General features: G+C 54.0%; 18 protein-coding genes and 2 pseudogenes. 8 read left to right on the top strand and 12 right to left on the bottom strand.

The window, feature by feature from the left end:
• Positions 1–96: 96 nt before the first annotated feature.
• Together ABWL43_RS19070 and ABWL43_RS19075 are read right to left on the bottom strand one after the other, a co-directional pair.
• The gene (locus tag ABWL43_RS19070; protein WP_404483629.1) at positions 97–2502 is read right to left on the bottom strand and encodes a TonB-dependent siderophore receptor; all 2406 of its coding nucleotides are present in this window, start codon (positions 2500–2502) and stop codon (positions 97–99) included.
• A 97-nt stretch (positions 2503–2599) separates the two neighbouring features.
• A pseudogene (locus tag ABWL43_RS19075) lies at positions 2600–2731 on the bottom strand (Lrp/AsnC ligand binding domain-containing protein); the annotation flags it as partial.
• 243 nt (positions 2732–2974) lie between these two features.
• On the opposite strand from ABWL43_RS19075, the gene ABWL43_RS19080 reads away from it, so the two are divergent.
• The 5 genes from ABWL43_RS19080 (at position 2975) to tnpB (ending at position 9115) form a co-directional block, all read left to right on the top strand.
• Positions 2975–3601 carry a CatB-related O-acetyltransferase gene (locus ABWL43_RS19080; protein WP_404483631.1) on the top strand — a complete coding sequence of 209 codons (627 nt, stop codon included), beginning with the start codon at positions 2975–2977 and terminating at the stop codon, positions 3599–3601.
• Positions 3602–3887: 286 nt separating this feature from the next.
• Positions 3888–5342, top strand: coding sequence for a tyrosine-type recombinase/integrase (locus ABWL43_RS19085; RefSeq protein ID WP_404483633.1), 1455 nt, complete (start codon positions 3888–3890; stop codon positions 5340–5342).
• 365 nt (positions 5343–5707) lie between these two features.
• Positions 5708–8278: an AAA family ATPase gene (locus tag ABWL43_RS19090; RefSeq protein WP_404483635.1), complete on the top strand. Its 2571-nt coding sequence runs from the start codon at positions 5708–5710 to the stop codon at positions 8276–8278.
• A gap of 220 nt (positions 8279–8498) precedes the next feature.
• The gene (gene tnpA, locus ABWL43_RS19095; protein WP_404483637.1) at positions 8499–8816 is read left to right on the top strand and encodes an IS66-like element accessory protein TnpA; all 318 of its coding nucleotides are present in this window, start codon (positions 8499–8501) and stop codon (positions 8814–8816) included.
• Positions 8817–8893: 77 nt separating this feature from the next.
• Positions 8894–9115, top strand: coding sequence for an IS66 family insertion sequence element accessory protein TnpB (tnpB, locus tag ABWL43_RS19100; protein WP_143521905.1), 222 nt, complete (start codon positions 8894–8896; stop codon positions 9113–9115).
• A gap of 43 nt (positions 9116–9158) precedes the next feature.
• On the opposite strand, the gene ABWL43_RS19105 is transcribed toward tnpB, so the two are convergent.
• From ABWL43_RS19105 to ABWL43_RS19130, 6 genes are all read right to left on the bottom strand, one after another.
• Positions 9159–9722, bottom strand: coding sequence for a condensin complex protein MksE (locus ABWL43_RS19105; RefSeq protein ID WP_404483639.1), 564 nt, complete (start codon positions 9720–9722; stop codon positions 9159–9161).
• Positions 9706–11112, bottom strand: coding sequence for a hypothetical protein (locus tag ABWL43_RS19110; protein ID WP_404483641.1), 1407 nt, complete (start codon positions 11110–11112; stop codon positions 9706–9708). The genes ABWL43_RS19105 and ABWL43_RS19110 overlap by 17 nt, the downstream gene beginning before the upstream one ends.
• Positions 11109–14054, bottom strand: a complete 2946-nt coding sequence (locus ABWL43_RS19115; protein WP_404483643.1) for a hypothetical protein — start codon at positions 14052–14054, stop codon at positions 11109–11111. The genes ABWL43_RS19110 and ABWL43_RS19115 overlap by 4 nt, the downstream gene beginning before the upstream one ends.
• Before the next feature lie 5 nt (positions 14055–14059).
• Positions 14060–14875: a hypothetical protein gene (locus tag ABWL43_RS19120; protein WP_404483645.1), complete on the bottom strand. Its 816-nt coding sequence runs from the start codon at positions 14873–14875 to the stop codon at positions 14060–14062.
• Positions 14876–15478: 603 nt separating this feature from the next.
• Positions 15479–16186 (bottom strand): toll/interleukin-1 receptor domain-containing protein, encoded by a 708-nt coding sequence (locus ABWL43_RS19125; RefSeq protein ID WP_404483647.1) that lies wholly within the window; start codon positions 16184–16186, stop codon positions 15479–15481.
• A 74-nt stretch (positions 16187–16260) separates the two neighbouring features.
• Complete coding sequence (locus ABWL43_RS19130) at positions 16261–16407, bottom strand: hypothetical protein (protein ID WP_178075653.1); 147 nt, start codon at positions 16405–16407, stop codon at positions 16261–16263.
• Between the two features lie 374 nt (positions 16408–16781).
• Here ABWL43_RS19130 and ABWL43_RS19135 point away from each other — a divergent pair, with 374 nt between their 5' ends.
• Positions 16782–17693 (top strand): helix-turn-helix transcriptional regulator, encoded by a 912-nt coding sequence (locus ABWL43_RS19135; protein ID WP_404483649.1) that lies wholly within the window; start codon positions 16782–16784, stop codon positions 17691–17693.
• Positions 17694–17813: 120 nt separating this feature from the next.
• On the opposite strand, the gene ABWL43_RS19140 is transcribed toward ABWL43_RS19135, so the two are convergent.
• Positions 17814–18149: a hypothetical protein gene (locus ABWL43_RS19140; protein WP_162947745.1), complete on the bottom strand. Its 336-nt coding sequence runs from the start codon at positions 18147–18149 to the stop codon at positions 17814–17816.
• A 573-nt stretch (positions 18150–18722) separates the two neighbouring features.
• On the opposite strand from ABWL43_RS19140, the gene ABWL43_RS19145 reads away from it, so the two are divergent.
• On the top strand, positions 18723–22925 hold the full coding sequence (locus ABWL43_RS19145) for a radical SAM protein (protein ID WP_404483652.1): 4203 nt from the start codon (positions 18723–18725) through the stop codon (positions 22923–22925).
• Between the two features lie 350 nt (positions 22926–23275).
• Here ABWL43_RS19145 and ABWL43_RS19150 read toward each other — a convergent pair whose 3' ends face one another.
• From ABWL43_RS19150 to ABWL43_RS19160, 3 genes are all read right to left on the bottom strand, one after another.
• Positions 23276–23719: a hypothetical protein gene (locus ABWL43_RS19150; protein ID WP_404483654.1), complete on the bottom strand. Its 444-nt coding sequence runs from the start codon at positions 23717–23719 to the stop codon at positions 23276–23278.
• A complete protein-coding gene (locus ABWL43_RS19155; protein WP_404483657.1) occupies positions 23700–24341 on the bottom strand; it encodes a DUF6036 family nucleotidyltransferase in 642 nt (213 codons plus the stop codon). The genes ABWL43_RS19150 and ABWL43_RS19155 overlap by 20 nt, the downstream gene beginning before the upstream one ends.
• Before the next feature lie 431 nt (positions 24342–24772).
• On the bottom strand, positions 24773–25825 hold the full coding sequence (locus tag ABWL43_RS19160; RefSeq protein ID WP_404483659.1) for a hypothetical protein: 1053 nt from the start codon (positions 25823–25825) through the stop codon (positions 24773–24775).
• Between the two features lie 217 nt (positions 25826–26042).
• Between ABWL43_RS19160 and ABWL43_RS19165 the strand changes: the two are divergent.
• Positions 26043–26222 (top strand): annotated as a pseudogene (locus ABWL43_RS19165) (hypothetical protein); the annotation flags it as partial.
• Between the last annotated feature and the right edge of the window lie 11 nt (positions 26223–26233).

The raw sequence follows: 26233 nt of genomic DNA on the forward strand, positions 1-26233 counted from the left end.
AGGTTTTGGGGCCGCTTCGCAGCCCAACGCGGGGCAAGCCCGCTCGCCACATCAATCACGCTTGCCTCGACAAGCGCTCGCCCTCAAGTTGCGCAGTTAGAAGTCGACGGTGGCCGAGAGCAAGTACGTACGCGGTGTCGACAGGGTCAATCCCGGTTCGCTGTCATCCGAGGCTCCGGCCGAGCTCCAGTAGCGTTTATCGGCGACGTTCTCGATATTGGCGCGCAAGGTGATGTGTTTGTCATCCACCTTGAAGGCGTAACGCGCGCCGACGTCGATGCGGTTCCAGGCATCAATTTCTTTCACGTTGGACTGATCCAGGTACTGCGAGCTGGAATAAATGCCCCGGCTGGTCAGGGTCAAACCCTCGAGCGTCGGCACATCCCATTCCGCCCCCAGGTTCACGTTGTACTTGGGTGTGGCCGGTGCGCGGTTGCCGTCGTAGGTGCCGTTGGAGGTATGGGTCAGCTCGCTGTCGATGTACATCACGCCACCGAGCAGGCGAAAGCCCTTGAGCGGCTCGCCAAACACACTCAGCTCCACCCCGTCGTTCTGGCGTTTGCCGTTGGGGCCGAACACTCGCGTGATGGCGTTGGTTTCATAGGCTGGCTGTTTGATGCGGAACACGGCGGCGGTGACGGCAAAGGCGCCCGCGTCGTATTTGGCACCGACTTCGACCTGCCGGCTGATAAACGGCGGGAAGATTTCGTCTTCGTTGATCGAGGTAGAAGGTGCGATTTTGCCCTGGCTCAGGCCTTCCATGTAGTTGGCATACAGCGACAACGTGTCGGTGGCCTTGAAGAGGATGCCACCCGACGGCGAGACTTTTTCCTCGTCATAGGCGGTGTCACCTTTGACGTTGTCGGTCCAGTCATCTACCTTCACCCGCTGCCAGCGCGCGCCGAGGGTCAGCAGCAATCGGTCGTCGAAGAAACCCAGGGTGTCGGACAGCGCGACACCGCTGAACTTATTCTCTGTGTAGACCTTGGAATCGAAGCGCGTCGGCCGCGAGGGGGTCGGGGTTTGCACGGGGTCGTAAAGGTTACTTGGCGCCGCCGCGTACCGCGCTCCGCCATTTTCAAAGTCCATATAGAAGTAGCTGGCAGCCAGGTTGAGCTCATGGCTGACGGGGCCGGTGTGCAACCAACTGCGCACGCCCGCCGTGGCGGTGCGCACGTTTTCGTCACGGGTGAAATCACGCGGCTGCACGCTGAAATCCCCGGCGTTGTTGGTGACGGACACCGCGTGGCGCAGGAAGTCGTGATTACTTTTTCGCGCGCCGACACCGCCGTAGAGCATCACGCTATCAGTGAGGTCGAACTCGCCGTTGACGGTGCCGAACGTATCGTTGGTGCTGGCCTTGCTCCAGGGTTGCGCGTAGTTGCGGCGCACATCGCTGGCACTCGGCACGCGGGCATTCGGGCCGATCTGGACACGCTCCTGCGGGGCATCGGTGTCACGCTCGGTGTGACCGATGTCAGTGGAAAGGCGCAGGCGATCGCCACGAAAATCCAGACCCAGAACGGCCATCTCACGGTCGACACTCTGGTGGTCCCATTCGGTGTCACCAGACTGCTTCACGCCGTTGAAACGGATGCCGAATTTGTTGTCCTCACCAAAGCGCCGACCCACGTCCACCGCACCGCCAGCCTGGCTGCCGGAAGCCCAGGTGCCGGTAAACGAATTGATGTCTTTGTCGGTGGCGCGCTTGGGCACCACGTTGATTCCGCCGCCGACGCTGCCGCGTGGTGAGATGCCGTTGATCAACTGGCTCGGGCCTTTGAGGATATCGACGCGCTCGGCCATTTCCATGTCGATGGTGTACGTCGGCAACACGCCGTACAGGCCGTTGTAGGCCACATCACTGTTGAACAGACTGAATCCGCGAATGGTGAACTGCTCATAGCGCCCACCGGCCGGGTTGGTGGCGCGCACTGAGGGGTCGCTGGCGATCAGGTCGCCGAGCGTGCGCGCCTGCTGGTTCTTCACCGCTTCCTCGGTGTAGGTGGTCATGCTGAACGGCGTTTCCATGAAGTCCCGCGAACCGAGCAAGCCCTGCGAACCGCGACGCGCCACTTGCCCGCCAGCGTAGGTATCGCCGCCCTCCTGCCCCGCGCTGCCGATGATTGACGTCGGCGCCAATTGCAGGCTGCTGCCTTCGGGCACCGGCACCAGCCTGTACGCCTGCTCACCCATCGGTTGCAATTGCAGGCCGGAGCCTTGCAACAGGTGAGCAAAGCCCTCCTCCACGCCATATTCGCCGGCCAGGCCACTGCTGCTGCGACCGCTGACCAACGCAGGATCTACCGACAGATTGACCCCCGACAACCCGGCGAAACGGGTCAGCGCCGCGCTCAGGCTGCCAGCCGGCACCTGGTAGCTGCGCCGAGCACTGCTGTCTTCGGCATAGCTGATCGGGACGAATAATGGGCTGGCACTGAGGCTCAGCATCAGGCTCAAGTTCAGTAACGGGCGCAGGCGCAAGGGTGGGACGGCGGGCATTGGCGGAAGCTCTCGATTTGATTCACTTGCCATGAATGACAGGCGAGGTGAAAAAAAGGGACAGGCATCGGCCATTTTTTTTCAGGCAATGAAGCGCTCAACTGATCGGTACTTTTAGCCCTACCTTGACCCGGTCCAGCGCCTGGTATTCCCGCAGGCTGGCGACATTCAGTATCAGCACAAAATCCACTTCGCCGGTGACGGGGTAGCAATGGTGCACCTGGGGCAGGATCGACCCGTCGAAACCGTCCAGGACCAGGGTGTGGAAGAAGGTCAGTGGGTGCGCCTGGCGTGCCTGATCAACCCTGCTGGTGACGTTGATGGGACTGTTGCTGCTGGCGGTGGTTGGCAGTTAAACGCTTACGTGCCAGGGTTCTCCCGGCCATTACCCTGAGCATTTTCGTCTTGCATAGAAGCCACCCATTGCTCAGGATGGCGGCCTGATTTCAACCTCTGCAAGAAGGCTCGACGCATGAAACTATTGCGTAAATGGCGCGAACATCAAGCGCGCAAGGCATTACGAGCGCTCTCCCCCCTGGAGCGTTCGACGCAGAAACTGCGCAACCGTTACCCCGACTACAGCTTTGGCATCGGCACCTACGGAGACCTGAAGGTTCACGACTGGCATGAAGGCACGACCTTGCGCGTGGGTGCCTACACGTCCATTGCCGGCAATGTCGAAGTGTACCTGGGAGGCCATCATCGCACCGATTGGCTCAGTTGCTACCCCTTCCCGGCCAAGGTCAAAAGCCTTGCGCACATCACTGATTTTGGTGGCAGCAAGGGCGACGTGATCATTGGCAATGATTGCTGGATCAGCTCGCACGCGAAGATTCTGTCCGGCGTCACCATCGGCAACGGCGCGGTCGTCGCGGCCGGCTCGATTGTGACCAAGGACGTTGCCCCGTACGCCATCGTGGGCGGCAACCCCGCCAAACATATCCGCTGGCGCTTCGATGAGCCCACCCGCCAGATCCTCGAACAGGCCGCCTGGTGGGAATGGCCGGAAACCGAGGTGCGCGCGATCGCTCATTTACTCTGCAGCACGGATATCGACCCGTTTGTGGATTACCTCAAGCAGCGCGCCACTGGCGCCTGACGGGTGCCGACAGGCAGCCCACGGAAAAAATAGCGCGCATGAAAAAGCCCAACCTTTGCAGGTTGGGCTTGATCAAGAATATGGTCGGGACGGAGCGATTCGAACACTCGACCCCTAGCACCCCATCTCCTTTTTCATACTTCTTGAAAGCTTCCAAAGTTTTACTCTGGATTTTTCCAAGCGAGTATTTACTTGAGCTCCAGCGGTGTTCTGCTCTACGAGAGTCCAGGAACGTCCATCAAGAGCCGACGTTTTTGTGGGGGTAAAAGTAGGGGGAGCCCGTTTCATGGCCAAAATCACCATCAAAGAACTCGAGTCGCTGACTCCCAACGATGCCGGCCGAATCCTCCGAGAGGATGGCAATCTGGCCGGTCGAATCTCAGTCCGCAAGGACGGTGTGTCGGTCAGCTTTTTCTATCGGTATCGCTGGGGCGACCAGAACAAAGAGTACGCCTGCGGAACCTGGCCGCGCAAATCCCTGACAGACATCCGCAAGGCGCGTAACCAGGCCAGGGTGCTCATCGATGAGCAGATCAATCCCAACGAACACAAGAAAACGGCCAAGGCACTGGCATACGCCGCGGCTAACGTAGAGGCTGAACAAGTAAAAACGACGAAGGTGCAAACACTGACCGTCCAGGATCTGGCCAAGGCCTGGCTGCTGGATGGCGTCGCGCGTAAGGACGGCAATGCCGAGTTGCAACGACGCTTTAACAAGGACCTTTTGCCAGCACTCGGCAAGACCGGGGTGAGCAGCGTCTCCGAACACGATGTTCGGGCGCTGATCCGCACCGTGGTCAGCCGCGGTGCTCACCGGCAAGCCATCAGTTTCTTCGCCGACCTCACTCAGATGTTCAGCTGGGCCAGAAAGCGTCAACCTTGGCGAGCCTTATTGGTCGAGGGCGATCCGACGGAGCTGGTCGACATCTCCCCATTGATCCCTGCCGACTACGAAGCCGAAAGAAGCCGCATCCTTTCCCCAACTGAGCTGTTGGAACTGCACAACCGCTTCCAACAAATGACCGCCGATTACAACGCCCTCCCCGCGGGCCAAAAGTACGACGGCATTCGGCCGCTAAAGAAGGAAACTCAGCTCGCGCTCTGGATCAACCTGGGCACGCTGTGCCGGATTGGCGAGTTGCTGCAGGCCGAATGGAAAAATGTCGATCTGGACCAGCAGACCTGGTTCCTCCCCAGCGAAAACGTCAAAGGCACCCGTGGCAAGAAACAAGACCACCATGTCTTCCTCTCGCCCTTCGCGCTGCATTTCTTTCAGGAACTCAAAACCTTGACGGGAGACTCACAATGGTGCTTTCCGAACAAGCAGGATGATGGGCATGTGGACATGAAAGTGGTGAGCAAACAGGTCGGCGATCGCCAGGCCCGGTTCAAAAACCGCAAAGCCCTCTCCAGACGGTGCCATGACGATACCTTGGTCCTTGCCGACGGCCAAAACGGCGACTGGACTCCGCATGACCTGCGCCGTACGGGGGCAACCATGATGCAGGCTTTGGGGGTCGGCCTGGACGTCATCGATCGCTGCCAAAACCATGTGCTGGCCGGTTCTAGGGTGAGACGCCACTACCTGCATCACGACTATGCCGAAGAGAAGAAACGTGCCTGGAATCTGCTGGGCGATCGACTCAGTGCTGTGTTGTCCTCCGCCTACGAGCACCCTCCGGCCGAGTCAATGATTTCTTTCCCAGCCTATACCGAGAATGGATTGCTACCGACTTCATAAGTCGGCATCTTCAGTACTGAGTAATCATAGTTTCGTATGACATCGCCGAGCGCGCTATTTGGCTCGATTTCTGCCCATCATGACCGGCAAAAGTCGGTCAGCAGTTGCCAGTCGCACGTCTAAAAAAGTAGGGGCGATTCAGCCGCTGGCAACGAGCCAAAAGCAGACACTCAACGCGTCTACTAAACCGGGGACGATTCACCTTGCGTAGTTAAACGAACTCCCACTTGTGCGGCAGCAACAGTGTAAGCCAGCCGCACATCATGGACGCAGCGCGAAGACTGCAATTTTAAAAGCGCGCGCTAAATTGCTAAGCTAATGGCACTCTGCTAGCGTCTCCTGACCTATAATCAGAAGGGAATCGTATGGACGCGCAGGGACAGGTACGCATCTGGCTACTTGAGCAGCCGGACTGGCTTCAGGAGGCTGCTGATCGGCTGCTTAAAAACGGTGATCTCACCCAGGATGACATTTCCCAGATTGCCGCACTGTTAAAAACGCCGTCAGGGCAGGCCGTCTCGAAATATCGAACATTCGATGAGCTAACACACGCTCCAGCTGGCTCTGTGCTCCGATTGCGAAGTATTGCAGACGTCACAGGAATTGAGAGCCTTGGTCCCAGGGCGCCTTTAGACTTTGGTACCGGCAATTTAACGGTTATCTACGGGCATAATGGCTCCGGCAAGTCCTGTTACACGAGGATTCTGAAAAAAGCGACAGGCAAAGCTCGCGCCAGTGATCTCAAACCAAACGTTTTCCAAGCGGCTCCAGCTTCCAGCAAATGCACCCTCAGCTTTGAACTGGATCAGTCATCGGAAAGCGTTGAATGGCATATCACCCACCCCGCGATTGAACAATTGCGGGAGATAGACATCTTCGATAGTGAAGAGGCGCTCCATTACCTGAAAAGCGAAAGCGCGGCCACGTACAGCCCGCCCATCATGGGTTTGTTCGAGAAGCTGGCCAATGCGACTGATTCGGTTAGGGACACCTTGCAGGCTGAACAAGATCAGCTTGTGAGCCAGCTCCCGGCTATCCCCGCTACCCTCAAAGACACGAGCGCCGGCAAGAGCTATCAAGGCCTTAGCGCGCTGGCACCATCAGCTGTCGATAATCTTTTACGCTGGACTCCAGAGAACGCAGGTAGTTTAGAGGCGCTCAATGAACGACTGAAGACCAGTGATCCCTCATCGCTTGCGAAACAGAAACGCGACACCTGCGTCCAAGTAACCAATATCGTCAAAGGCATCAAGATAGCCGTGGCGGCGTTCGGCGCTGAGCAGATCCAAACTATCCGCACTCAGCGATCAAACGCCCGTGACAAACGACGTATTGCGATCGAAGGCGCGCAGGCCAAATCAGCGATTTTAGAAGGCGTCGGTACGCCGACATGGAAAGCAATGTGGGAGGCGGCTCGCGCATATTCCCAAACGCCGTATCCGGACCAGCATTATCCAGTTACCGTGGACGGGCGCTGCGTGCTCTGCCATCAAGAACTATCGGCTGAAGCCCAAGATCGACTCAACGATTTCGAGCTGTTTGTACAAAGCCGCCTGGAAACAGATGCAAAGTCTGCCGAGCAAACTTACAGCGAAACTCTCCGTATGCTTCCTAACAGCCCGACGGAGGCCGAGGTACAGACGCAGTGCACTGCGGCAGCTTTGACCACGCCTGAGTGGATGGCAGCAGTGTGGGGCTTTTGGAGAGGTGTCGGAGAATCGAGGAAAGCTCTGCTGGATCACGAGCAGTCAGGCTTGGCGGGTACGGTCCCCGATGTAGCCGCGAATCTCCTTGTACTTGAACAATTCGCGCAGCAGCTGACTTTGGAAGCAGACCAATTCGATCAAGATGCGCTTCAGTTCGACAGGCCGAAAGCTGTCGCTGATAAAACCTCATTGGAGGCTAGCCAATGGGTTTCGCAGCAAAGTGAAGCAGTCAGGAAGGAACAACAGAGGCTCAAGGACCACAAGCTGCTCGACAAGCTGAAGACTAGTGCAAGCTCTCGTCGTATCTCTAACAAGGCAACCGAAATCTCCGAAAGCGTGGTTACCGAGTTGTACGTCAAGCGCTTCAATGATGAGCTGCGTGCTCTAGGTGCCACCCGAATTCAGGTTGAGTTGATAAAGACCAGAACCACTCGGGGTAGAGTGCTTCATCAACTCAAACTCAAAGCTCTCAAAAATGGTGATCACTCGCCTGACAAAGTGTTGAGCGAAGGTGAGCGTAGGATCATATCCCTTGCAGCTTTCCTTGCGGACGTTACCGACAAACCAGGTGTCGCCCCTTTCATTTTCGATGACCCAATCTCGTCGCTAGATCATGATTTCGAATGGAAAGTCGCATGCCGCTTAGCTGAATTGGCTAAAGAACGGCAGGTCCTTATTTTTACGCACAGGCTTTCGCTTTACGGAGCGATGGATGACGTTGCCAAGAAAGTTGGTGATTCTTGGAAGAAGGATAACTTCCAGCAAATGTGCATCGAGTCCTTTGGTGGAGCATCAGGACACCCTGCTGATCAAGCAGTGTGGAATAGCTCGACGAAGACCGCAAACAACATCCTGCTGACTCGCGTCAGGGACGCCAAGAAAGCGGGCGAAGATTCAGGTGCAACTGCTTACTATGCCTTAGCTCAAGGTATCTGTAGCGATTTCAGGAAATTAATCGAAAGGTCGGTTGAAGATGACCTTCTGTTTAAAATCGTCGTACGCCATAGGCGCGGCATTTCCACAGATGGTCGTCTGCCTGCCCTTCTCGGGATCACCCGTGAGGATCTTCAAAAAATTGACGAGTTGATGACCAAATACAGCTGCTTTGAGCACAGCCAGTCTGATGAGATGCCGGTACAAGCTCCAGAAGAGCCCGAACTGAAAGCCGACATTGAATCGCTCAAGCAGTGGCGAGATGACTTGGAAGGCCGAAGGAAAAAGGCAGCTTAAACTCAGAAACCACGCAGAACAATCATCTGATTGCGCCGCTTGGCGAGCGGCGCAATCAACACGATTAACGGATTAACCGTTCGCTGACGACGACTTGGGGTAACCATCCGGGCATCCCACCTTGCGCTGAGGTGTAAGCGAACGGTGAACACGCCTACCGACCTCCCAAATTAAGGGCGATGGTGTCCGCTTATTTTTAAGCGGACACGATAGCCCTTAAATGAGCCAACGAAGCTCTTACTCCAAGTCGTTCAAAGCCCAGGTTGTCCAGGAATGCCTGCAGCCCGGCGCCTCCATTTCCAGCGTGGCCATCAGTCATGGCATCAATGCCAACGTGATCCGTAACTGGCTATCACTTTTCCGAGATCAACTACCCACAACCCTGTCGGCGTTTGTTCCGGTAAAGGTCGCCCCGAAAAGGCAGGCCGAGTCATCGGTGATCATCGAGCTGCCATTTGGCGAGCACACCATCACGGTGAAATGGCCGTCTTCCGATCCCGAAGGATGTGTCAGTTTTGTCCGTGGACTTGCTTCGTGATCCGCATCGACGCAATTTGGCTGGCCACCGAACCGATGGATATGCGCTCCGGCACCGAGTAAGCGCTCGCCCGGGTCGTGGCTGTCTTCGGTGCGGCGCAGCCGCACTGTGCTTATCTCTTTGCCAACCGCCGAGGCAATCGCATGAAGGTGTTGGTGCACGACGGACTGGGCGTTTGGTTGGCGGCACGGCGTCTGCATCAGAGGAGGTTTTCCTGGCCGAGTAATCGGCATGGCGACCTAATGGAACTGAATTCTGAGCAGCTCCAGGCATTGGTGGTATCTATGTCGAGGATGTGATGGAGGGTAAAGAAACCATCTACCAATTGATAAAGCCGAAAACTCAAGCCACCATAACTGCACCTGGTTCAGCATTACTGTACTTAAATACGTCGTCAAAGAACGCTAATCCAGCATGAGTCAGTACCAGATTGCCTTTTGCATTCCTGTAGGCGATCCCACGCTGCTCGAGATTTTTCCTAACTGCAGATGTAAGAGCCTCCCCTTTCATGTTGCTGGCAGACATGACATCTTGTTTGTCTTCTCCCTTCCCGATCTCCTCCATGATCCCAACAGACACACCAGCTTCCCCGTCGCGCAGAATATCAAGCTGGTAGCCCTGTTCATGCAGTCCGCGAGCAAGGATCAACAGCAGAACCTGTATTTTCCTGACCACCTCGCTGTACTCCTCATCGCGCTCGACTGAACGGATGTAGATAAAGCCATTCCGCATCACCAACTCAAACCCGATGTTCAAGTACAAGGGCTTGTAGCTCTGATCGTAGTTATTGAGCATCTCTTCGAAGAGCGGGTTGGGTTTTATTTCACCATTCTCGTAGGTGTCTTTGTTGATCACCTTCCCCGACATCAACTCTTTGTAGATGGCTTGGCTAAGCTGTTGTCTCACTGCCCTGCTCCTCGATCCTCAATTTGTAATAGGTCAACTTCTGCCTGTCGTCCTCAATCACCCCTAACTGGAATCGAGGAGTTAGCACAATGTCCTCTCGGTGCTTTAGCCAAGACACGCCTTCCACTAGGTCAGCAATTTCGTAGTCGCTGATCTGCTGGGCCAGATGTGCGTGAAGCGACGCATGGGCGTCAGGCCCGACCTGAACAGGCCACTCATCTATCAGCCTTCCAATTAGTTTTCGGCGCACGTCTGAAGCACGCCTGGCTTTGAGCACGTCCTCTCCAACCGGCTCAACAGACGTTGTTGTTACTCGGGTATTTTTGAGTGAATCCAGGCTACTCCGCAGATGCTCCTGAAGGTGAAGCCAATGATCTACGTTGTGCCATTCAATCTTGCTATCGGCTCTCTGCCTCTTCATGCCTTTGAAGGTGGAGAAACGCTCCAGTACCTCATGATCTTTAGGTATGAGGTTGCCCCTTAGTTTCCCGTCATGGAGCTCCCGACAGGCAACTAGTAGATCGTTGAAAACGCTCTCAACCTGGTCGTACTCACGACGCTGACGTTCATTCTGATGCACGTAGCGCTGCAGAGACTTGCTGATGACTTCCACGTCGTAGCGATAGGAGCGAATGGATGCCACTGCGTAGAGAACCTGCTGACCCAATTTTGGCAACTTGGCATCGCGGAACATCTCGGATATCCGCAGCAAGGCAGTGAGTGCCGGCAGGCCTTTCTTCAGAGGTTCCCTCTCGTTGAGGAACTGCAATGTGGGGAGAACATGCCTACCGTAGATTCGGGTGATCGCCTGCAAAGCACCGCGAGCCTGCTTCACCTCGTCGAGGTTCTCAAGGCTCATCACTTCGACGATCTCCGCCAGGCGAAGAGTCTGCCCCTGAAGACTGTCCACGTTCTCCTTGATCTTCCCTTGAGCGTAGCGGATGCGTTCCCGGAGGAGCTTAAGCTCATCCTCGAACGTGTCGTTCCCCTGCTCAATCACTGTCAAATCGCGAAGCTTTTCAAGACTATCATTGAAGCTGTCGTACAGCGCCTCAAGATCGGCGCTACTCAGCTGCCGAAGACGCGATCTATCAAAGTGGCGAAATAACTCGATCAAAAACGGGGCGAAGGCAATGACTCCTCGCTTGGTGTCATGGTGCAATATCAGGCTTGCTCGGACGAGGTTACGCACGTCGAAGGCCGCTTCAATTTTTTGCCGATCGGACTTACTGTCTCCCAGCGAATCAAGCAGCTTCATCACTTTGGACTCGTACAGGCGAGTTGACACTTCTTCGCCAGCCGAGCCTTCATCCATGATGTCGATAAGATCAAGAAAAATGTGCTTATGCTCGATCATGAGCATGACCGTTTTGTCTGCTGCTACGATCATCCGGCAGTGATCTCCGCAACAGCATCGGCGGGATCTTTCTTTGTTCTCAGCGACTCGCTTTCACCTGTGTAGATCACTCGACGTAAGTGGCTGTATGCCCTGTCGGTGGCGAGAAAATGCGAAAGGTCGATGTAGTTTTCGATTACTTTCGCGATAGTAGACGTCGGCTCCGGCGTTGCCCCGAACAGCACGAACCCTTCTGACTCAGCGATGCCACGCGCAGCCTTCAGATTCAAGTGGCTCAGATTCGACAGCTCATCCATTACCAATGGCAAACAGATCTGTGTATTCGCAACCAGCAGCCTACGCAGAAGAATCGATAGCAGGCGGCAGTTAATCATTGCCGTAGTACCGTTGGATTGATCCTCTTCGGTGTACTTGTCATGCCCACGCTTGCGGTACCGATATCCAACCCGATCAATCAGTAGGCTCATATCCAGGGTGGTCCCCCGACGGCCACCGTGAACAAAGAACTCGGTACAGAAAGCTCGTAACCGTTCATACAAGCGCTTCTCGTGGAGCCCGGTTGTCATGAGGTTTATGGAATCAATATCGACCAACAGCTCTTCGAAATGGGGATTCAATACGCAGTAAATCTCGATCGCCTCGAGGTCAGACACACTGAACTCCGAGAGCTGGTCATCTACCTCTTTCTCGAACTCCTTGATCATCCTTCTGGCGTGTTTGATTTCGTCGATTTGAATAGATGTATTCGAGTTATGTGCGGTGACCTTGGCCTGGTAGGTCTGCTGCTCGCCTTCCAAGGTGCCAAACATCGCCGCGAAAGCTCTCCGACAGCTACGCATCCGACTCAAGTCATGGAAAGCATGGTAGCCAAAGTCTCTGCCCTCTTCGCCCAGCAAGTTACGTTTCAGCAGTTCATCCAAGGCCACTTGCAGAGCTTCTCTGCTCTTGGCTACCTCAGAAGCGAACTGGGAAATCTCCTTGATCTGGCTAGGGTGAAAGAAAGTATCGCGAACTTTCAGCTTCATTTCGCGGATCGAAAGGAATCCTAAAGTGATCTCAGCTACGTTCCGGATCTGCTCAAGGTAATTGCGCAGATCTTCGTTTTCCTTCCTGACCCTGCCGAGCACTTCTTTTGCGTGCTCAACCTGTACCGCTAGGTCCTCCAGCTCGCCGGCGGCATCCGCCACACTCTCATGTAGCTTGGCCAACTCTACCGTCTGTTCCCCCACCTCAAGTTCCAATGCTTTCTGCTGCTCGCGCATGTAGCCATGCCGACTGAGTAGTTGAACCTCTTCATCAGTTTCAATCCGCTCGCGGGTCAGCTTCTTGGCTTTATCCTTGGCCTGCTCAGCAGTCAACTTGCTGTCATCGTTTAGACGCTGAATGAGGTCATCACAGTCCTTGATATCGTCATCCAGTTTGATCAGGTCTTGCTCGTGCTGCTTCCTTGCTCTGGTCGGGTCGAAAGACATGAAACCAAATGAGGTCTCCTGGCTCAGGAAGCTGATGAAAGAACCTCGCTCCTGGAATAGGCAGCCAAACTCTTTGATGGCTTGCTTCTGGTCAGAGTTGAGTCGAGGAGTCAGCTTGGTGAACAGCGTCGAGTTCAAGCTACTCAGCACCGACGCACTGTGACGATCGACCTGCTCGAGAACAGTTTCCACATGTTCATCAAGAATTTTTCGGAGTTGGTCGCGCTGATGGGAAAGACTGTTCTTATTCCTGATCGCCTGGGCTAGTTGCTCAGCGCTCTGAACCTTGTTTGTCAGGGTCTCGAACTCTGCGGTCAACTCTGCGGAGAGATCGGATAAGAGCTCGCGGACCTCATGCTCTGTTGTGCCAGGGTAACGCCGAAGAATCTCGCTGACCTTGAATAGCTGCTTTTGGACACCGTCCAAATCCTTATGCCGGAGACTCAGTGCTCCAGCCAGCTTCAGATACTCAGCCTTGACCAGACCGTGGTGCTGTCTCTTAGCTGAGTGAGCCACATCAAGAGCCTGATATCTCTCGGATGCTGCCTTAACATCATCAAGAATGCTGGACTGCCTTTCAGCCAAGGCATGCTCAACATCGACGATACTCTGAACGATCAGTTCGGATTTCGTCTCAAACAGTTGGAACTGGCTATCAAAGCCCTCCCAAGACCTCCGCGCGCTTTCTATGTCCGCCAGGCGATCGCCTTCTTTTTTCAGGTTCTCATAGTCATCGAGGATCTCGCTCAGGCTGACACTCAGCTCTGCATTCTTCCGGTCCTTATCCCCTTCGATGATCGTGGCGATAGTATCCGGCAGAGTGCGGTTGTCCTTCGCCCCAATGTCGAAGGCCAGGTGGATTAGCATCTTCCACGCGTCGATCTCGCGTGCGGTACCGCCATTCCTAAGAGGCAGCAAGCAGAATCGGCCCTCCTCACGATTAAGAGCCTGTTGACCGAAGAGCCGCTGGCGAATGACAGCACCGTCGTTCATTGCCTCCCCGCCCCGAGCTCGGAGATCCGAAAGCACACCAGAAAGTGAGATGCCTTCTATCGGAGCCCCCATGCCTCCATTGATGGGCGACTCAAGGTCCCAAAACATGTGCTGGATATCGGCATACATGCAAGGTACTGCCATACGGCCGTATGAGAATGGTCGATTCCCGCGGTGCAGGACCAGGCAGAACGGGCCGTGCATGTTCTCCGCTTCGAGGATGATGAAGGAGTGGTTTTCCGGGAAGTAGTAGCTGTAGCTAGCATCAGTCGAGTAGTACGTCCCGGCCGGCCCCTTGAAGGCGAATTTCTTATTGCAGCTCTTGAAGTTCTCGTGTGGCAGCAAAAAAAGCTTCAATGCATTCAGCATCGAGGTCTTTCCGAGGTTGTTCTGGCCACACAAAGCGGTGTGCTTGTCCACGCGGATTACGGTGTAGGCATAGGCAGCACTGTTAACAAAAATCAGCCTGTGGAATTTGTATACGTCCTGAAACGCGTAGGAGTCGCTCAACATCATCAGTCCTTTGTCGTTGCCAACATCAAATAGGTTTCTTGCTCTAGCGCTCTATGGCTGTCTCGCATAAGTCCGATCAGCTCATTGGTTTCCTTGGATAGACCAACGAACTCAAGGAGATCTTGTCTCGTTTGCTGATTTAGTGAGTATTTGGAAGCGCTTAACCGGTGGGCGATATCATCAGGGTACACAAACACGACCCGGTGCCCGTCTGGCAGCCCTTTGAGAAGGGTTCGATACATTGTCAGCCCACCTAAGTCGACATCAAAAAGGCAGTACAGCCTCTGGTATTGGCTGAGAAATGGCATATTCAGTCTGTTGGTGATCTGATTACCGGCGCTGAAAATGACATCGAAACTTTCATTTTGCTCAGCTACGCCACAGTCGGCCAGGATGTCGACGGTCTGTTTGAGAGCTAGGAAATTCTCGAGATTTTCCACCAGCAACGCCGCTGGCCGGAGAGTGTTAGGTGCTTCCCATCCATGCTTGCTCAGAAGAACTACGCTTGGATGAGGATGGACCATGCTTCGTGTTATCAAAAGCGAGCCGCTTACTGCTGCTGCGTGGCTACTTCCGTCGAAAGCAGCACCAATACGACCCGTAACTTCTGATGGAGCGTGTTCACGAATCAGCTCCGCAAAGCGATCCTCACGCAAGACAGCCACCTGATAGCTGCTCTTTCCAATTTTCGACGTTGAAAACGTATCGAACAGATAGCCAGCACCCTTGCCATGCTTCTTCAACTCCTTAGCAAAAGCCTCAAAGTTGATCGGCTGACCAGAGCTGATTGAGTTCAGATAGGTGTAGATCCTCGACATTGCATCCCTTGCGCTCTGCGAAACAAGTCAAACCATAAGGTTTCTTGGCTGAAGCATATACCGCTCGTCGCGGCTACCGAGCTAAACGGCCCACCCGATTGAGCTGCCGCATACATGATGCGCCAGTCACCGAGCAGCTCGATTTCTCTGAAAGCATTCCAACGCATCCTTTGGGATATTCGCAGAACACACCTGATGCAATGCCCGTTGGACTTCATACTCAGCGTATTCCTTTACCATCAACCCACTCCTCCTTAGAAATTCCATTCGGACCATCACCATAAAGGCATATTGAAATCACTCCCCCTCCATGGAGAATCGCCTGCACTACTTTTCCACCATGGATAGCCGTCTCGTGTAACGCCTTCGCGGGTAAAAGTATCCAAACAATACCGTTGGGTGACTGCCTAAAAACTGCTGCTGCAACTCGACCGTTGACGGCATCCTCAGACTGCCTTCAGCTGTTGACAACAGGCAGCAATCGGCCCAAATCGGTCTCTTAGTCGGAGCTAACAGCCCTGCCGAAGGCAGGTCTGTTAAACCGTAGAGGATAAAAGGTACGAGCATCCGCATCTGAATGCCGAAACTGTGTGAGCAAAAGAGCTAGAGCGCTACCAGCTCGGCGATTTTTGCCGCAACCACCGCCATTGAATCTTCTGCAGTGTCCAAGCCGCTTCGGGAGGCGAGCAAGGGACTTACATTGCGGAGAGCTTCATACGTCGTGTTGTGCACAATGGGAACGAGCTGGTTACCCGCCAGGAGTGCCGAAAGCTCTTTGTCAGCAACACTCTCTTTGGGAAGGCGCGTCAGCAACGCGGGAGTGACCAGCACAAGCCCGATTCGCGAATTCGCTAGGCCCTTGTCGATTGTGCGCATCATTGGAACACCGAGACCTAGGTCCCTCTCGCTAAACCAAACTTTGACACCAGCCGCCACGAGCAACTCGTGCAGCTCTTTGGCAGGTCCGTGCCGATCGTCCCATGCGTGGCACAGGAAGACGTCACGAAGGTCAGGTTGCTCCGCTGCTCGCGTCTCAACGGTTTCGCGAATTGGAGTGAGGGACTGCACCTGGGCCGGTGAGTACGATACGGATGAACCTGCTCTCGACCAGCGCGGCTTTGAACTGCTGCTGGACCCGCCACCACCACCGCTACTGTTAGCATGGCTACCTCCATTGCCGACCGAGGGGGAGTAGGACGAGCCATAACCGTCATAGCGAGAGCTACTGCGGGAACTGGTGCGATAGCGGCATGCAGGACAGGCAGCGGCAGCTGAGTTATGTCCACGTACTGGTGCTGTACATCTAGACATGTCGTAATCCTTTTATATGGGAGCGACTAGCCCCAGGGCACAAAACGGGCGCTGGGCTCTGTTAAGCGACTAAATCAATTGCTCGCTTTTGGGCGAATGACGATGCGGAACGGTTGGCCGTTAGCACGTCGAATCACCTTCCCCGATTTGGTGGTGATCGTCATACGGTAAATGACCTCGCCTTCCGCCTCGGGCTTTTCGAACATCTCAAGCTGGGACATAAAATGTCTCCTATGAGGTGGCTCGAACACAGAACTCGCTCCCTTGCGGAGGGAGCCCATAGGGGCTACCATCCACAAGCTTTTTCCACAAAGCGCGAGAGACATCTGGAACCAATTCAGACGTCTTTTCCCAAAGGCCGGTCAAGTTCGTACCTTGACCGGCCTTTCTGTTTCTGGCGTTCTGACATCCCATCCAAGCCTCCTTTTTGAATCGCCTAAGGTGCTATGGATAGACATGTATCACAACCATAACCAAACCATATCATCATCATTTTGATGACGTCAAGCACTCGTGTGTTATCATTGTTGCTAGATGCGCCCGATCAGATATTGGATATTCAGCAGGACAGGTAAGAAGGCAAGACGGAGAGCAAATGATTGATTTGAGCGAATACAGCCAAGCGCAACGGGAGCGCCTGGTGTACATAGATTTTCGCCTGTACTTCACGGGGGCCGTTACACGAACTGATCTCATGGATCGTTTCGGGGTGGGCGCGGCGGCTGCCACCCGCGACTTCGCGCAGTATCGGGAGATTGCTCCTGAGAACACTGAGCTGGACACTGTGACCAAGCATTATGCGATACGCGAGACGTTCTCGCCTCTAATCGTGCACTCGCCTGAGCGCGTGCTCACGGCGCTTTCCCAAGGGTACGGATACGGTCTAGATGGAGAGAAGCCACTCATTCTGAACGAATCCATTTCGCTGCTCAGCAAGCCAAAGGTAGAGGTTTTGGCGCCGATCTCGCGCGCGATCAGCCTCAACCAGGTGGTAAAAATCAGCTATACCTCGGGGTCGGGCGAGTCTGAGCGGGAAATCGTGCCGTTCGCGGTCAGCTGCGATGGCTTGCGCTGGCACGTCCGAGCGTACGATCGGAAACGCCAGAAATTTGTGGACTTCGTTTTGGCTCGAATCGGTACGGCTCAGACTCAGTGGGGGGCTAAACCCAAGAACGACGAAAACCAAAAGCACGATGATCAGTGGAATAGAATGCTGGATCTCCCGCTCGTGCCGCACCCTGATAAGAATTATGCGCAGATTGTGATGCTCGACTACGAGATGCCTGGCGGTGTGCTCAGACTTCGAGTGCGCGCAGCGATGGCTGGGTACGTCCTACAGCAATACCACGTGGACTGCTCACCCGACCACAGCATTGAAGACAATGCATACCGCCTATGGCTCAGTGATCCCTTGGCTCTCTATGGGGTAGAAAGCTCAATGTTCGCGCCGGGATACAGAAGCCCAAATGGAGACTTGGGCGGGAGCGATAAAGTTGGAGCCAGTTGAACGAGCTGCGCTTTGAATGCTTGAGCTAGAACACATTTGACCTAGATCTCAGTAACAGAGGGGTTCTTGGGGCTCATTGTGCTGGGGCGACCATAGATTTTATGGCTCCCCCTCAAGGCATCAGCTAAACCGACTCAGCAGCTCATACCCCACGTAGGCCATCATCGATCCGAAAAACACGGCCAAAGTGATCGTCAGCTGACGTAGCTTGGCTTGGCTCTGATCAAGGCGGGCGGTCAGGGCGCCAGTATGCTGATTCAACGCCCCGATGATTCTGGCCTGCCCGTCGGACAGTGTGTCAACCAGCACCTTACTGGCCTGCAGTTTTTGGTCTGACTGCGCTTGTGACTGTAGTGAGGCGTCTTTCATGCTATTGAACAGGACTTGATGCACAGCAAGAGTGGCCTTGTGTTGGTGCTCCAAGCGTTGGCTAATCTCTGCTACAGCTGCTTTCAAACCAGAGGCTGTTTACGCAGACACCGAATTGACCCACGTGCCGACGCAAGACTGCCCCACCTCCAAATTGGTACAAATCCAGCGTAGGCGAAGGTTCGAGAGGAGTCAGATTGGATCAGTGGCATTTCGGCAACTGGATCAAATCTGCGTCGCACGAACATGTAGTGCTCTAGAAAGTCGCCGTTCCGTCGTATCACTAGTCGTTTCATCAACCGAAGTGTGCCTCGCCAGCACGCGAGCCTTCGGGCATGATCAGTTCGGAACTGCAATCGTGTTGTTCGAGCTTTGACGCCAGGATGAATACGCATGGAATGCTTCCACATCGACGAAAGTGGCTACACCGGATTCAACTTACTCAATCCTGAGCAACGCGTTCAGGGAGCGACTGCCGTAGCCATCACAGGTGATGAGGTGCCACGACTTAAAGAACATTCCGTTCCGGACAATGATTCCGGAATCAGGCCTTGCGCCGATGAATAACCTAACTGAATCAACAGCAGCCCTACTCTATGGTCCCTTACGCGCTAAGCGCCGCGGTTAACCGCCAATACATCACAAATTCTAGGAGCCAAAATGGCGTACGTGGTGGCTATGCTTGCAACCCGCTGGGGAAGCGAGCTGGGTGGATTAAACGTCTTCAACAAAGGCTTAGCGGAAGGTATGACTCAGGCCCTGCCGAAAGGCAGCAAGACGATCTGCTTTGTTAATCAGCAGCCAATTGTGGGCAGCAGTTCAGTCGCCATCAAACTTATCGAACATACGACGTTCAACGCTTCCACGCTCATGGAGGACATTGCCAAACGCTGCAAAGAGTTCGAGCCAGAAACGTTACTGGGAGTACTAGTGGTTGGACACGATTCCATAACAGGTCGGGTGGCCATCGACTGCGCCAAGGAGCTTAGTGAGCACCTTGGAAGTGGATTTAACGTCAAATCCGCCGTGATTGGTCACATGGACTACTCGGCGTACGCCTTCATGAAAAGTCAGAGCATGCAGGATGTGGTCAATCGCTCCACAATACAGCGAGACATCATCGCGACCGCAGATTGTGCTTTTGCGGTGGGCCCACTATTACAGCGCAACTTCGCATCAGCACGAAGCGCTACGCACCGCCCAAGATCGCCAGTTAGGCCATTAATACCGGGCGTAGACAAAGTTGATTTTCAGACACACGACTCCCGCGTTGACCTGCACATTTTTATCTCGGGACGTCTTAACCGTGACGATGACCCAATAAAAAACTCGGTATTAGCTGTTCATGCGTTGGCAAAGGCATACGAGCGTGGACGTGCAATCAATGCTGAAGTGTGGCGCGCGCGTGGTCAATTATTCGCCTGGGGAGTTGACCCCGATTCTGATCAAACCGCGCTAGACGAGTTAAAGGAGATAGGCAGTAGGGGCGCAGCATTTGCGTTACACGCTGAACCGTTCTCTGACGATCAGGTAGCTCTGCGTCGTCGATTAGCCCGTTGCCATGTTGCACTGATGCCGTCGTGGCATGAGGGGTTCGGACTGAGCGGTTGGGAAGCCCTTTGTGCCGGCGTCCCGCTCGTGTGTTCGGCTCAGTCGGGGCTCGCTATGCTGCTCGAAGATCTGAAGCAGCAATTCCCAGAGATGACATTCAGCAGTGTCGAATTCGTCAATATCGGGGGCAGCACGACCTCAGGCACCCCCAATCCAGCGGACATCGAGAGTTTTGCCGACGTGTTGCTCGAGATCATGACTGACCTCGAAGAGCGTAAGAAGGCTGCTATTGAGCTGGCAAAACTAATCAAACGTGAATTCAGCTGGAAGCGCTGCGCTTCCGACTTACTTGAGGGCACTGGCTGGTACTTACCTGGATCCGTTCATTGGGCATCCCGACAGGCCGTGGGGCAAAAGCAGGAGGAGTCTCGTCTTGTGTTGGAGCGTATTCTCAGTGATCTACACCATCTGGATCTCGAAGAGGATTGGGGCGATTTAACGACTGCGTTCAACAACCTTAGTGATGCCGGCAAGAGCGTCAATGAAGAGAGTAAAGCCGAGCTGCTTATGAAGCTGCGCGCTATCGGCAGCACTATTGGTAATCGCATGGCCGCCACGAGTCCAACCGAAGAAGCTGCGAGAGAGTCTGGACGTATGGACGTGTGTTGGCGCTTCATGGCGGCATGCTCCAACATATGCTTAAGCTTTAGGGAGTTTTCGGAGTCCTTTCCAGAGGCCATGCTGCAGGTGATCTGGAAGGATGAATTTTTAATAAAGGAATTGTTTTACTACGCCTCAGACTTTGCCGAAGAGTTCTCGCACCAGGCGAGCGAGATTGCACCAAAGTTCTTCAAGCCTACACAGTTACCCGGTGCGGCGACCTCATTTCCCACTCGGCTTGCACGCCTTGCCAGCAAATATCCAGAACTCAAGCAGCTCTTTACAAACATTGAAAGTGACCCAGCATTCGCGCTCGAACACGCGCGCTGCGTGAAAGTAACACGAGAGGCGCATGACATTGCTCTAGCCATCGTAGGCGACCCTGGACTTGCGTCGACAGCACTAGCATTAATGGCGTTGGACTTAGAACCGGCCCGACAGGTGGCCGATCAGACTGTCACTTTTTTCAAGAACTATTATCCGGATGCGGGCAAGGTCAAGGGTCATTGGCGTGGTGACAAGCGCGTCTTTGCAGCGCTTGCTACAGCAAGCCTCCCGACGCAGGTGCTTCTCAAGGTCCTGCATAGCATGGCCCTTGATGAAGATGAGAGTATTCGTTGGGCTGCATTGCATCTCGCGTTCTCACACACCTTGCGGCGACGGCTGGACGCTGCCATTGCTGCAGGGAGCCTCTGCATCGAAAGCTCCCTTAACGAGGAGCTAGGTAAAATTGTGGACATGGCTGTCGGAGCCGACAAGGGCCATCCATGGCTACATCGGGAATTCCTGACTCATTATTTGGAGGAGCGCGCATCGGCTTCAGAGGCCGGCAATCCAACTCTTTTGAGCGTCTTGGATTTTCCCGTGGCCAGATGGTTGATTGGTCCCGTCGTGGGTGGGACAGCGCCTCAACTCCGCGGCCGGACCCATCCGGAAGTGGCTGATACACGTACCGACACCCTACAGGTTGTGAAACGCATACTGCTCGTGTTGCCCCCCATCGACGATGATGAGTCGGGCGCATCACGAACTAGCACTCCTGCGCTAGGCCTGGGCCTGCTGGCGTCTCATCTCGCGGCGCAAGGCCACGACGTGCAGATCGCTGACTGCCACAGGTTCCCGAAGCTGCGCGCTGAAGTGTTGAGCCTGGCGCGAACTTTCGATCTGATTGGATTCAACACTGTGTTTTCCACCATAAGATCAACAATGAATATGCTCGTCGATATTCGCAACCGGACACATAGTACGACGCTGGTAATTGGTGGTCCGGCAGCCAAGCTCAATGCCTGGCAGTTCTCTATGGTGCACACGGAGGACGCCCAGGCAAGCTGGGACTTTGCCGTTGCGACCAATGCAGTAGAGAATCTGTCTACACTAGTGGCGAGTTTGAAAACTTCAGGACAGTGGCCTGCAGCGCAAGGCATTACTGCCAACCTCAAGAGCTGGAACGTCATAGGTCGCGGCATCCAACGATGCAACACGCCGCAGCAACCATCGCTGGAATCGCCGGGGACTGCATGGTCGGATGTTTTGCTTGATCGCCGGATCTATCGCGTCGGCGATAGCCAATATGAGCCGGCCCGAACAAGGTCGAAGTCGCAGACGTTCCATGAGGCTCATCTGGTCATGTCGCAGGGGTGCGACTGGAACTGCGCCTTCTGTACTGAACGCAGGGATAAGAGCGGAGGTGAGCAACGCCGCAAAGTCGGACATGTACTCGCCGAAATTCGCAATCTATCTCTGCAGCACCAAGATATTCGGATTCAGTTCATTGATGACAACTTGCTACCGCAGATAGCTTCGGATGCGAAAAAGGGCGACAACAATGCCAGATACTCTGGGCTCGCATGGGCTAGCGAGTTTCTAGATGGCCTAGAAAAAATCAAGGAAACGACTGGTGATTCTTTTGGCTGGCGTGGAATCTTCCGCCTTGAGGACTTTTTTTCCTACGATCTGGAACTCGACGACTTCATAGACCGATTGCAACGCTCAGGATGTCGCATGCTCGCATTTGGCGTTGAGCATGGGAGCGAGGATCAACGGAGAAAAAATAAGGCAGCGAGTGAACTCGTTACCAATGCCAAAATTTCAGAACTGTTCCTTCGACTTCACTCAAAGGACATTCTCACAAAAGCCTATTTCATGCTTGGCGGCCCATGGGAGACGCAGGAAACTGCACTGCAGACCATTGATTTTGCCGTTCAGAGCGGCGTGACGCTGGCATATTTCGCGCTATATAAAGATTTCGCTAAGGCTACTAGTGTTCTGAGCAAAGAGCAGCAAGTAGGAGATCCAAAAGCTAAAGGCTATATTTATTACGATCGACTGGCGCTAGATTGGGACCAAGCATTCGCTCACGCACAAGCATTCCCTGACGAAATGAGTGGGCATTGCGCAATGACTAGCGGCCCTATAACTCCGGAGGAGCTGGAGTGCTACCGGCAGCTTTCAGCACTGGGTTTCCAATTTACGGACTTGGTCAAGTACAACGACTTTCACAATGAGGACTCCGATGGCGGCAATCTCCTACGCAGCATGACATGGGGCTCACCGTCGGAATACTTCAATACTGTACAACAAGCCTACCGGAAGTTTTACTTACGACAGAAATTTGTTGAAGACTACGGTATATTACTGGCGCACGGTTACTGACTTTAACCTTGAGTTTTGTATTTACGGCTCAATAAAATATTTTAGCAGACAGAATCCGACATACGCTTTCGGCACTTTGAAAGAAGCCGTCGACAATCAAATCTGAGAAGGTATCGTGACTTAAGTAGAACCGCCTCAAATCAACAGTTGGCGCTCAGGATAGATCACTCTCTCAAGTATTAGTTTGAAGAGAGTGATTTCGTATGATCGGGGTACCCTACAGGCAGGCCTGAGCCGCTTAGCGGCTCAGGCCTGCCTGTAGGGTACCCCGATCTACGCTTTTGTCAATTCAACAAAATACACATATAAAAAAACCGGCAACAAACGGCCGGTTTTTTTACAGCACTCACTCAGCACGCCGCTTGCATTTGTCGCTGGGTAGCCTCGAAATGCCTTGTCTGAAAGGGCATCAGCGCTTGAACTTTCAAGCCCAACCCCTTATCTAGCCCCCAAGACAATGCTAATCGATCAACGCGGCCTTTTGTTGCAACGGCATGACTCTGCTTGTGAGATACGACAAGATTCAAAGCACGATTGGCCTCGGACACGCGAGAATCCGTAGCACATGTAAATTGAGTCAGTCGTTCAAACAGATAGCCAGCACGCCTAACCTCAACAGCGCTTCTGCCCTTACGCAAAAATGAGTTCAGTGCAGTTTCAAGGTTATCATTCGAGTACCAAAACGCACGAGCAGCTCTCACCAAGGCAGCGTCATCCGCTTGATCCAGAGGTTGCTTCGCCAGCCGTTCCAATTCAGTCGAGAGGACGGTGGCGCTATGGCGCTTCGTCATCATCGTGAGTCTCCAGATAATCCGCAATAATCCGCTTAAGGATCGAGTGTGGTGGTTCCTTGTTACCAACGTACACGTCAATCGCCTGTAAAGCCAGTCGATTCAGATCTGTGGTCAAGATTAGCCCCATCCGTAGGAGCTTTTCAATATCTTCGATGTCTTGCTCAGTAGCACGTCCGAGCTTCGAGATAGCTAGATCCAATGGGGCCGCAATGAAAATATGAATTGGAGAAGCGTCACCAAATTCTTCAAGGCGAATCGCACGATCGAGATAGTCCTCATGAAGTGGCCTAAGCGTGGTATTGAACGTGAGATCGTAGTTCAGGGCAAGGGTTCGCCCTGCAGGATCGACGAACGACTCAGGCGTAGCCCCTAGGCTTTCAATGAGCTCATCCTTGCTCAAAGATCGATCACAGTGAAAAATTTCGCCGTCAATATCTACCGAAACACGGTGATTGGTATACAGGTGTACCGCGACTCCACCAAAAATGATGATTTTCACAGCCCCTGGAGGATATTCCTCAAGCTCCTCTTCAACGCCTTTAAACATCGCCACAACTGCTTGCCCCAGCGGCTTGCTGGTATCAACGATGGCAGGAAGCACATCTGGAGCCTTTACAGTCACAGAATTCCCTCCCTGAGGGTACCAGTTGAAATTTAGAACGAAAATTGACACCACTAAACCAGCAATTCAAGCAGCGATCCCAAAAGACATTAACTGATTTATTAAAAGCCAAGCACTTATTGCTGAGCAAAATCGTATCAGATATCGACACATAATGCGTTACTCGATGTTCTAAGTGAGGGAGCACACGAACCAGCAAATAATAAGCAGTTGAAAAAACTCCACTCACCAACCAAAGAAATGAAATTGGCACACGGAAATCTCGTGTCCATCCCCACTTCCACAACTCAGCACCTTGATGGCGCGGGTGCGGGAGTTGATCGAGTCGTGACTCTCTGATGAAGTCGTCGATGGCACTGCCGTGATATCGGCCGACGCGTAGTTCACCAAACTAATTCCGGTCCTGAGCAATCAGGACCGGCACTGGTAGTTCAGTCCAATCGGATATCCAACCCAAGCCCCGGCAGGCACCATTCCTGCCAACCTTCGTCTACGGCCGCACGCTCTTCAGCGTTGGCACAAAAATCCTTAGCCAACTCAAACAACGCCGCCACTCGCTGCCGGCGCTGCTCCGTGGTCATCTCGCCTCTGATCCCAACGGTCTGTACAGTCTGGAGAATTTTCGTGCATTGGGCCTCATCCAATCCCTCCGGAAAGATGGAAAAGCACGTTTTCTGACTGACATGCAGCAGCGGTGGCAGTACGCGCAGGATCAATCGGTGCAGTACTTTATCGCCCGTGACCACTGCAGGTGTGCCAATAAATGAATAACCCTGCTGGCGTAGCGTCGGCAGTATCAACCATAGGTTCAAATCCCCCGCCCGGTTGCGCAGGTACGGCACTGTGATGTGGCTGCCCTCAACCTTTTGTCCCGACTGGAAAGCCAGGAAGGAATCCAGATACGAGTAGGCAGGCTTCGTATCCCCGTCGAGTTTGAGCGCCTGCTGACTTTTCAGCACAACCCCTAAGGCAGTCAACATAAGGCTGGAAGTGAAGCGCGGAATATCAGCCTGGCCAATTCGATCAAGCTCAGCCAGCGCCGTATCAACCGGCATCTTCCTCGACAGCAATGATTTCATGATCACCACATAAGGAAAAATGAGGCTGAACTGCGTCTTCAGTGCCGCTTCATTCCTGCGTAAAAGGGCCACTTGTTGCTCGGCGAAATTCGCTCGAAAGTTAAAGCCCAAATCGCACAAGGATTGAGTCATCGCGTCTATTCGGGTAATCGGGTCAGCGCGAAACTCTGGATTGGAAAACCACTGTTCCATCAGCGCCGGCAACGGATTCAGAATGGACTGGTCTCGGACGTGCTGCGGCAGCTGGCGCGCCCAATCCACTTTACTCAGGGCATTGGTGTCCAGAAATAGCTCATAGGGGCCATCGCCTTTCTTTGCATTCAGAAACGGCCACACCACTGCGCAACCACTTGGTGTGAGCACGCATCGTTCGTCATAAGGCACAGCGATATTAAGTTGCTGCATTGGAACACGAACCTCATCGCATTACTGTTTTTGAAGCCCTAAATCTTATAGGTGACAGGCCACCCTTGCGTGGCATCGTTCAAACGCATCCGCTGATTGATGATTGCGTCTTACAACTGTATTCCAGCCGGCGTATTTATCCGCCCTGCACCGGAGGGGATTCTGCCCCACTGTCGCCTTTCGGATAAACGCTCATGACGAAGTCTGATTTCGCCGCCTGGTCCTGGACCGCAGAGGCAGGCATCGACGCAGATATCTGGCTCTCTTCGATCTGGCCATCGACAGCAAGCTTCGAGCCTGCGACTTAATGAAGCCCAAGCTCCGCGTGCGCGATGTCGCTCCTGGCGAGTACGTATCATCACGAGCCATGGTGATGCAGCAGAAAATGCAGAGGCCGTCAGGATTACT

This window comes from Pseudomonas sp. HT11 (assembly GCF_044875395.1).
In the GTDB taxonomy this organism is placed as follows: Bacteria; Pseudomonadota; Gammaproteobacteria; order Pseudomonadales; family Pseudomonadaceae; genus Aquipseudomonas.

Coding starts and splice junctions, on each gene's coding strand:
- ABWL43_RS19150 (WP_404483654.1), bottom strand. CDS start 23,719: ATGATGACGAAGCGCCATAGCGCCACCGTCCTCTCGACTGAATTGGAA.
- ABWL43_RS19085 (WP_404483633.1), top strand. CDS start 3,888: ATGGCCAAAATCACCATCAAAGAACTCGAGTCGCTGACTCCCAACGAT.
- ABWL43_RS19145 (WP_404483652.1), top strand. CDS start 18,723: ATGGCGTACGTGGTGGCTATGCTTGCAACCCGCTGGGGAAGCGAGCTG.
- ABWL43_RS19130 (WP_178075653.1), bottom strand. CDS start 16,407: ATGTCCCAGCTTGAGATGTTCGAAAAGCCCGAGGCGGAAGGCGAGGTC.
- ABWL43_RS19090 (WP_404483635.1), top strand. CDS start 5,708: ATGGACGCGCAGGGACAGGTACGCATCTGGCTACTTGAGCAGCCGGAC.
- ABWL43_RS19135 (WP_404483649.1), top strand. CDS start 16,782: ATGATTGATTTGAGCGAATACAGCCAAGCGCAACGGGAGCGCCTGGTG.
- ABWL43_RS19160 (WP_404483659.1), bottom strand. CDS start 25,825: ATGCAGCAACTTAATATCGCTGTGCCTTATGACGAACGATGCGTGCTC.
- ABWL43_RS19120 (WP_404483645.1), bottom strand. CDS start 14,875: ATGTCGAGGATCTACACCTATCTGAACTCAATCAGCTCTGGTCAGCCG.
- ABWL43_RS19110 (WP_404483641.1), bottom strand. CDS start 11,112: ATGATCGTAGCAGCAGACAAAACGGTCATGCTCATGATCGAGCATAAG.
- tnpA (WP_404483637.1), top strand. CDS start 8,499: ATGAGCCAACGAAGCTCTTACTCCAAGTCGTTCAAAGCCCAGGTTGTC.
- ABWL43_RS19070 (WP_404483629.1), bottom strand. CDS start 2,502: ATGCCCGCCGTCCCACCCTTGCGCCTGCGCCCGTTACTGAACTTGAGC.
- ABWL43_RS19080 (WP_404483631.1), top strand. CDS start 2,975: ATGAAACTATTGCGTAAATGGCGCGAACATCAAGCGCGCAAGGCATTA.
- ABWL43_RS19125 (WP_404483647.1), bottom strand. CDS start 16,186: ATGTCTAGATGTACAGCACCAGTACGTGGACATAACTCAGCTGCCGCT.